This is a genomic window from Variovorax sp. P4_B11 (genome assembly GCF_056402355.1).
This window is the reverse complement of record NZ_JBFUHO010000013.1, coordinates 131,651-139,956: the sequence shown is the minus strand read 5'-3', so window position 1 is coordinate 139,956 and position 8,306 is coordinate 131,651. Positions and strand designations below refer to the sequence as shown.

Below are 8,306 nucleotides of genomic sequence, written 5' to 3'. Positions count from 1 at the left end.
TGCTGGTCGCGGCAAGCGTGTTCGGCCCCGTGGCCGGTGCCCAGACACGCGGCGAACTTCTGTACACGACGCACTGCATCGCCTGCCACACGACGCAGGTGCATTGGCGTGACCGCAGGTTGGCGACCGACTGGAACAGCCTGCAGGCGCAGGTGGCACGCTGGCAGGCCGCGGGCGCGCTGAACTGGAGCGAAGAGGACATCGTTGCCGTCACGCGCCACCTCAACGAGCGCTTCTATGGATTCAAGTCGCCCTCGGGCCCACCGGTGGTTCTGGTGCCGGCCGGCGGCGCGCGGCCCTGATCGCGACATGAAGAAGTGGGCGCAGCCGCATCTAGCGGCCCTGGTCGCCACGCGGCGCAACGGCGACGCCGTGACGCTGGCGGACTTCACCCGCGCGATCGAGGCGTGGGAGCGCTGGAGCGCCGCTGGATGGCTAGGGCCGCGCCTCCTTCAGGCGCCTTTCGATCTCGACCAGCCCCAACGAGGTCAGGTCGGCGTTGAACTCCAGGCTGATCTTCTTCTGCACCGGATCGCTGAGCCGGGCCCGGAGTTCACCGAGGAAGGGGTTCGATGCGCAGACCTCGAGGGATTCGAACTTGCGGGCTGCGAGCCCCTGCTCCAGTCGGTCGGCCACTTCGCAGGCGAAATGATGAAGCTCCTTGCGCCGGGCGTCGGTGCGGGGCTCGTAGCGCACGGCGCCGTAGCTGTTGTCCGTGGCTTCCCGGCCGGGCCGATCCGTTCCCAGTTCGCTGCGCCGCATTCGACTCTCCTCATGGGTCAGGGTCTCCAACGGCACCAACGAGGCCAATGGAAACTCGCGGCTGAAGATCCGCGCCAGCGACGCATTGGCAACAAGGACCCACTGCTGCTTCATCTCAATTCTCCGTCAACGAAATTTCATGGTGCGCGTCCCCCTGCACCAGGAGTTTGCGCCAGCGCAAAAAGGGGCGCAAAAGCTTGGCTGCGATCGTTTGCCGGCAGCGCGGCAGTTGCACTCCGCCGGATGCCTTGACTCAGATCAAGCGGGCTCGGACCGTGATCCCTAGCATTGCCTGCATGCCGGCCTTCAATGAACTCCCGGTGGAGATCCACCATGCCGCGAGGGAGGTCGATTTCCTGCTGGTCGGCGGCGGCCTGGCCAGCGCGACCGCGGCCGAGGCGCTGCGCATCGAGGGGGCCAAGGGCTCCGTCGTCATCGTGGGCGCGGAGAGCCGGCTTCCCTACCACCGGCCCCCGTTGTCGAAGCGCATTCTCCTATCCGACGGGCCGCGCGAGCCGCCCCTGGTGCTGAAGGAGGCCGACTGCCTTGCCCATAGCATTAAGGTGCTGCGCGGGACGAGGGCGATCGCATTGCAGCCGCGCGATCACCTCGTCCTCACCGACCCTGCGGGCGCCCTGCGCTACGGCAAGCTGCTGATCGCCACCGGCGCCAGGCCGGTGCACCTGGCCGTGCCCGGCGCGGAGTTGCCGGGCATTCACTACCTGCGCAACATCGAGGACGCCCTGGCCATCCACGCGGCGGCTCGAAAGGGCCACCGGGTCGTGGTGATCGGGGCGAGCTTCATCGGCATGGAGGTGTCCGCGGCATTGAAGCAGAAGGGTCTCCATGTCACGCTGCTGGCGCCGCAGGGCGAGGTCCTGACCTCGCTCCGGGCGCCCGCCATCAGCCGTTTCCTCCGCGAGCGCCATGCGAAGCACGGCGTCGAAGTGCTGGCCGCCGGGGTGGTGGCGCTGGAGGGCGGCAAGCAGGTCGAGGCGGTGCGAACCTCCGACGGCCGTCGGCTGCACTGCGACTTCGTCGTCGCCGGCATCGGCGTGACGCCGGACATCGACTTCCTTGCCGGCAGCGGCATCCTGACGGGCGACGGCATCGTCGTCGACGACCACCTGCGCACGAGCGATCCCGACGTCTTCGCGGCCGGCGACGTGGCCGCGTTCCCCGATCCCGTCTTCGGGGTCCGCCGGCGTGTCGAGCACTGGGACAATGCCGTCAAGCAGGGCAGGCTCGCGGCCAGGAACATGCTGGGGCAGGGCCTGCCCTACGACGAAGTCTCGACCTTCTTCTGTGACGTGTTCGACACCAGCTTCCAGTTCCTGGGCCTGCCCGACGGCGCCACCGAGCACCTCGAGATCGGGTCTCCCGACGCCCGCAGCTGGGCCTTGATGTACCTGCGCGACGAGGTCCCGCGGGCACTGTTCACCTCCGGGCGACCCGCGAGCGAGACGCACGCGATCAGGGCCTTGATCCGCTATCGCACCCACATCGGCCGCTTTCGGTCCAGGCTGGCCGATCCGAGCTTCTCACTGACGCGGATCCCGAGCCAGACGGTGCTGATCCTGCAAGGCGGCGGTGCCATGGGCGCCTTCGAGTGCGGCGTCGTGCAGGCGCTCGAGCAGAAGGGAATTCACCCCGACGTCGTTGCCGGCGTGTCGATCGGCGCCTTCAATGGCGCGATCATCGCGTCTCACCCGCAGCATGCCGCGCAGGCGCTGGAGGCGTTCTGGCACGACCTCGCGATGATGACGCCGGCGCTGCCTGACGAGCGCGGGCGGCGGCTGCTGTCCTCCGCATCGGCCATGGCGTGGGGCATCCCGGGCTTTCTCCGGCCGCGCTGGATGCCGCCGAACAACCTGTTGCTCGACGCCGTCACCTGGACCTCGTTCTACGATTCGGCTCCCGCCAAGGCGCTGCTCGGGCGCTACGTGGACTTCAGCACCCTGCATGCGAGCCCGGTGCGCCTGCTGATGAGCGCCGTGGATGTCGAAAGCGCCGAACTCAGGATCTTCGACAGCTACGTGGACGAACTCACGGCCGATCATGTCGTCGCCAGCGGCAGCCTTCCGCCCGGGTTGCCCTGGACCACCATCGCGGGCCGGCACTACTGGGACGGCGGCATCGTCAGCAACTCGCCACTGGAGCTGGTCGTCGAGCGTTGTGGCGCGTCGGGCAAGCGGATCTTCGTCGTTGACTTGTTCGCAACCCACAGGCCGCTGCCCCGGAACATGATGGATGTCTTCATGCGGCGCGACGAGATCGCCTACGCCGAGCGCGTGCGCCGCACCAGCACCGAAGAGGCGATCGTGAGCGACTTTCGCAAGCTGGTGGAGGAGATCCTCGATCGGGTGGAGCCAGCCGTGGCGGCGCAGGTCCGGCAACAGCCGCGCTATATGGAGCTGATGGGGGCCGAGGCTTCGCTCGACATCACGCGCATCGTGCGCGAGGGCGCGGCCGACGAGCCGGCCTCGCGCGACTTCGACTTTTCGCTGGCCTCGATCCGCGCCCACGTCATGGACGGCCACGCGCAGGCCATGCGGGTGCTGGAAGCTTCGGGACCGCCGGCGCGCCGAATGCCGCCGCTTCGACGCTGAGCCATCGGCCGGCTGCAACGCAAGCGCGCATCGTCGGCTTGAAGGGTATCAAGGCACCCGGCCGGTCGCGCGCCTAGGCTGTGGGGACATCGAATCCAGGAGTGACCCATGACCTCGCGCGACATTGTTCTCTGTCATCCCGTGCGCACTGCCATCGGAACCTACGGTGGCAGCCTCAAGGACGTGCCTGCCCCGACCTCGGTCCGGCCGCAGCCCGCGTTCCGGACAGACGGAACCCCACCGCCGGCAGCGCGCCGGGCCTGAACTCGGGCGCCGCGGCGATGCTCGTGGCCGAGCATCAATGGGCCGAGAAGAACTTCCTCAAGCCGATGGCGCGGCTGGTCTTCGACGGCCCCGCTACGTCGCTTCGGCGTTGTGCGTTGGTTGTCACGGAAATCCCTTCGTGGAAGTCGAGACGGCCTTCGCGCTGTGACACGGAGACTGCGTCGGTGGGCGAAATCGGGCGCTTGCCTCGCTCAGCAGTCGGATCGCGTCTTCGTCCTCGACTTGTCCAAACGATCGGTAGAACTGTCCGACCGCCTGAAAGTCCTCAGGAACCTGCAGGCACACGAGCTCATCGGCGAAGGGGCGCACCAGGTCCAGGCTTTCAGCGGAAGCGACCGGTACTGCGCAGACCAGCCTGGCAGGCTTGCGCGCACGCACTGCGTGCAATGCGGCCATCATTGTGGCGCCGGTCGCAAGGCCATCATCGACCACGATGACAACGCGGCCTGCTGCCTCGATCGGAGTCCGATCGGGCGTATACCGCCTGCGCCGGTCCCTTAGGAGGTCCAGCTGGCAGCGCTTTTCTTCTTCGATGTAGGCCTTGCTCGCGCCAGCCGATCGAGCGTACGGAGCGACATACGTCCAGCCACTCTCGTCGATCGAGCCGATGGCGAATTCCGGCGACGATGGCGCCCTCAGCTTTCGGACGAGAACGACGTCGAGTTCACCTTCTAGCCGATGGGCAAGAAGATTGCCTATTTCGAGGGCGCCGCGAGGGATGGCCAGAATCAATGGGTGGTGGCCTCGCCATGACTGCAACGCCTGCGAGAGCCTTTCGGCGGCATCGTGTCGATCTGCGAAGCGCATGGTGTCAAGCTCCTGGATGTTCTCGAGGCTTCAATCTTGTCCGGTCGCACTGCAGGGACTTCAGGCCGTGTGCCGTGTCGCTTCGCATTGCGCCCGGGGCAGGCGCCCCAACCGTTTTTCGACGGCGAGGACGCCGCGGGTGATCTTGAGCAGCGTGTCCGGCGTCACGCTCATGGCATCGATGCCGAGCTCGACCAGGTGTGCGGCGACGTCCGGGTAGTCCGAGGGCGCTTGGCCGCAGATGCCCACGTGGCGGCCGTTGCGCCGTGCGCCCTCGATGGTCTCGCGGATCATGGCCTGCACGCCGTCGTCGCGCTCGTCGAAGTCGAAGGCCACGATGCGGGAGTCGCGGTCGACCCCCAGCACGAGCTGCGTCAGGTCGTTGGAGCCGATCGAGAAGCCGTCGAAGAGACGGGCGAAGGCGTCGATCTGGATCACGTTGTTCGGGATCTCGCACATCACGTAGATCTCCAGGCCGTCGACGCCGCGCCGCAGGCCGTGGGCGGCCATCGCGTCGAGCACCCGCTCGGCCTCCTGGATGCGGCGACAGAACGGGATCATCAGCTTGACGTTCACGAGTCCCATTTCTTCACGGACCCGCTTCATGGCGGCGCATTCGAGCGCGAAGCCCTCCGCATAGGCCGGGTGCGTGTAGCGTGAGGCGCCCCGAAATCCGATCATCGGGTTCTCCTCCTTCGGCTCGAACCCGCTGCCGCCGAGGAGGCTGGCGTACTCGTTGGTCTTGAAATCGGACATCCGGACGATCACCGGCTTCGGAAAGAAGGCCGCGGCGATCATGCCGACGCCTTCGGACAGTTCGCGCACGAAATAGTCCGCTGGCCGCTCGAAGGATCGCGTGAGCCGCGCGATCTCGGCGCGCACCGCCGGATCGTCCACTTTCTCCGGATGCACCAGGGCCATCGGATGGACCTTGATGTGCTCGGCGACGATGAATTCCATCCGTGCCAGGCCGACGCCGTCGTTGGGCAGCAAGGCCGTCTGGAAGGCGCTGTCGGGATTGCCCAGATTGACCATCAGATGCGTCTGCGGGCGTGCGAGCGCCGACAGCTCGACGCTCGTCTTGTCGAACGGCACCGCGCCCGGGTAGACGTGGCCTTCGGCGCCCTCGGCGCAGGACACGGTGATCTGGTCGCCCGTGCGGATCGTGGCCGTCGCACCGTCGCAGCCGACGACCGCTGGGATGCCCAGTTCGCGCGCCACGATGGCCGCATGGCAGGTGCGTCCGCCGCGGTTGGTGACGACCGCGGCCGCAATCTTCATGACCGTGCCCCAGTCCGGCATCGTGGTGTCGGCGACCAGGACCTCCCCGGGCTTGAACTGCCCCAGCGCCAGCACGTCGGAGACGACGCGCGCCTTGCCGGTCGCAATCGACGAGCCGACGGCCCGCCCGGCAACCAGCGGCCGGGGCGGTGCATCGAGGCGGTACTCGTCGACGCGATTCAGCGGCTTTTGCGATGCCACCGTCTCCGGACGGGCCTGAACGATGTAAATCAGGCCGTCGACCCCGTCCTTGGCCCATTCGATGTCCATCGGAGTCGGCTGCCCTGCGCGGCGACTGTAGTGGTCCTCGATCGCGACCGCCGCCTCGGCCAGCGCCAGCACGTCGGCGTCGCCGATGCAGTAGCGCGCCTGGTCTTCCGGGGGCGTGGGCAGGTTGCAGGTCGTCTCGCGGCCCGCCGCCTTCGAATACACCAGCCGCATCTCCTTGCTGCCGAGCTTGCGCCGCAGGACGGTGCGGTGGCCGAGCTTCAGGGTCGGCTTGAAGACATAGAACTCGTCGGGGTCCACGGTGCCCTGGACGACGTTCTCGCCCAGCCCGTAGGCGCCGGTGATGAAGACGACATCCCGGAATCCGCTGTCGGTGTCGAGCGTGAACATGACCCCGCTGGCGGCGCGATCCGAACGCACCATCTGCATCACGCACACGGACTGAAGGACCCTGAAGTGGTCGAAGCCGTTGTCGACCCGGTAGGCGATGGCGCGGTCCTTGAACAGGCTGGCGAAGCAGAGGCGAACGGCGTCCAGCAGGCGCGCCTCGCCGGAGATGTTCAGGAAGGACTCGTGCTGCCCGGCGAAGCTGGCGGTCGGGAGGTCCTCGGCGGTGGCGGAACTGCGCACGGCCACCGTCATGTCGGCGCCGTACTCCGTGCGCAGTTGCGCATAGGCCGCGCGGATCTCGCGCACCACGTCGTCGGGCAAGGGCGCCGAATAGACGATCTCGCGCGCAAGCCGTGCCCGCCGGGCCAGATCGTCGACGTTCTCGACGTCCAGGCCTGCCAGGGCTTCCTTGAGACGCGGCAGCGCATCGGCAGTCTCGAGCGTGCGGCGGTACGCATCCGCGGTGATCGCGAATCCGTTGGGTACGCGAACGCTGCCTGGGTGCAAGGCGCTGAACAACTCCCCGAGCGATGCGCTCTTGCCTCCTACCGTCGGCACATCATCCGCACCGAGTTCGGAGAACCAGCGGATATGGATCGCGTCGGGGGGCATGTGTGTGTCTCCTTGTGCCAGAGCGCGACTGCGCTCGAGCAGATTCGACGCTAAGCCCGACTCCCTCGAACGATCTTGATCTCGCGCAAGCCGCTCGCCGCAGCGGCTCGATGCGGATCTGTTGATCTGGAGCAAGACCCTGTCGCCGAGTCGGTATGACAGTGCTTGTTGGCGTCAGGCCGATGTTGTCGAGTAGCAGGAGATGAGCCATGAGCAGCGATGCGATCTATTGTTTCGATAGGGCGTGTGTTCTGTTCGCGATCTACCCCGAGGGAAGAACCGGCCTCCGCGTCGTGGCCGAGATATCGGAAGATGCCCTGCGCGACGTATTCGGAGCACACGGCGGCGGGGACAGCCTCGTCGACGCCTGCCGGAGTCACTTCGATGCGATCGAGGCGGCGGCGCTGCGGCACTACCGCGAGGACCCCGTGAAACCCGTGATGCTGGAGGTTGGCGACTTCGCGTTTCCGGCATTCCCGGCGATCGATGCCGTCATTTGAGCGCGCTTGCGGCTCGAGCGCTTCGTCTGACAGCAAGGATCACGCGGATGCGTCGATGGTCTCCGGATGCTGCCGGACCAGCAGCACCGGCACGGGGCTGGTTCGCACGACGAGATCCGCATCGCTGCCCAGCGCCATGCGGGCCGCGTCATGAAGCCGGTCAATGCGGCGCCGGGACGGAGCTCCAGCCGGCCGTGCCCGTCACGGGGAAGCGCAAGGGCAGGGGCTTCGGCGCGGGCGGGGCGGTGTTCGTTTCTGCCACTTCCCTCTGGAGCCCGCTGCGGATCACCCTCGCCAGGCCGGCGAGCTCCTTGGCGCATTCGTCCATCAGGTCGTCCAGCGAGACGATGCCGGTGACATGCTTGGCACTGTCGATCACCAGCGCGCGCCTGACGCCATGGGATTCCATCACGGCGATGGCGGCGGAGACGTCGGCCTCCTCGGGCACGCTGGCGAGCTCGTCGCTGGCCAGCTCGCCGACCTGGATGCCGTTGGCATTCAGGCCGCGCGCCAGTACATCGACCACCAGGTCGCGGTCGGTGACGATGCCAGTCACGCAGGCGCCTTCGGGCGTTTGGCTGGTGACGATCAGCGCGCCGACATGCTGATCGCGCATCAGGCCCGCGGCCTGGACCAGGGTGCTGGCGCTGTCCACGGCAACCAGGCGCCGCGTGCAGATGGAACCGATGTTCATTCGAATCTCCTTCAACGATGGAACACTGATGCGCATCGAAGCCGCCCGCCCCCCCTGCGCACGAGGCGAACCGAAAAGAGAAGGCCCGCCATCCCTTGCGGAGCGGCGGGCCTCGGTGAAGGTCCCCACCTTTGCGCC

At 67.3% G+C, this 8,306-nt stretch carries 7 protein-coding genes and 1 pseudogene; 4 read left to right on the top strand and 4 right to left on the bottom strand.

The window, feature by feature from the left end; translation table 11 throughout:
* A partial coding sequence (locus AC1DYD_RS14730) for a cytochrome C (RefSeq protein ID WP_478173483.1) occupies positions 1-302 on the top strand: 302 nt, incomplete at its 5' end.
* Between the two features lie 133 nt (positions 303-435).
* On the opposite strand, the gene AC1DYD_RS14725 is transcribed toward AC1DYD_RS14730, so the two are convergent.
* The gene (locus AC1DYD_RS14725) at positions 436-876 is read right to left on the bottom strand and encodes a host attachment protein (protein ID WP_478173482.1); all 441 of its coding nucleotides are present in this window, start codon (positions 874-876) and stop codon (positions 436-438) included.
* A gap of 182 nt (positions 877-1,058) precedes the next feature.
* Here AC1DYD_RS14725 and AC1DYD_RS14720 point away from each other — a divergent pair, with 182 nt between their 5' ends.
* Together AC1DYD_RS14720 and AC1DYD_RS14715 are read left to right on the top strand one after the other, a co-directional pair.
* On the top strand, positions 1,059-3,371 hold the full coding sequence (locus AC1DYD_RS14720) for an FAD-dependent oxidoreductase (RefSeq protein ID WP_478173481.1): 2,313 nt from the start codon (positions 1,059-1,061) through the stop codon (positions 3,369-3,371).
* Between the two features lie 204 nt (positions 3,372-3,575).
* Positions 3,576-3,730, top strand: a pseudogene (locus AC1DYD_RS14715) (thiolase family protein); the annotation flags it as partial.
* 28 nt (positions 3,731-3,758) lie between these two features.
* Here AC1DYD_RS14715 and AC1DYD_RS14710 read toward each other — a convergent pair.
* Positions 3,759-4,463, bottom strand: coding sequence for a phosphoribosyltransferase (locus AC1DYD_RS14710; protein ID WP_478173480.1), 705 nt, complete (start codon positions 4,461-4,463; stop codon positions 3,759-3,761).
* 60 nt (positions 4,464-4,523) lie between these two features.
* Positions 4,524-6,974: a phosphoenolpyruvate synthase gene (gene ppsA, locus AC1DYD_RS14705; protein WP_478173479.1), complete on the bottom strand. Its 2,451-nt coding sequence runs from the start codon at positions 6,972-6,974 to the stop codon at positions 4,524-4,526.
* A 209-nt stretch (positions 6,975-7,183) separates the two neighbouring features.
* Between ppsA and AC1DYD_RS14700 the strand changes: the two genes are divergently transcribed.
* Positions 7,184-7,474 (top strand): hypothetical protein, encoded by a 291-nt coding sequence (locus AC1DYD_RS14700; RefSeq protein ID WP_478173478.1) that lies wholly within the window; start codon positions 7,184-7,186, stop codon positions 7,472-7,474.
* A gap of 160 nt (positions 7,475-7,634) precedes the next feature.
* On the opposite strand, the gene AC1DYD_RS14695 is transcribed toward AC1DYD_RS14700, so the two are convergent.
* Positions 7,635-8,168 (bottom strand): CBS domain-containing protein, encoded by a 534-nt coding sequence (locus tag AC1DYD_RS14695; RefSeq protein ID WP_478173477.1) that lies wholly within the window; start codon positions 8,166-8,168, stop codon positions 7,635-7,637.
* Positions 8,169-8,306: the final 138 nt, after the last annotated feature.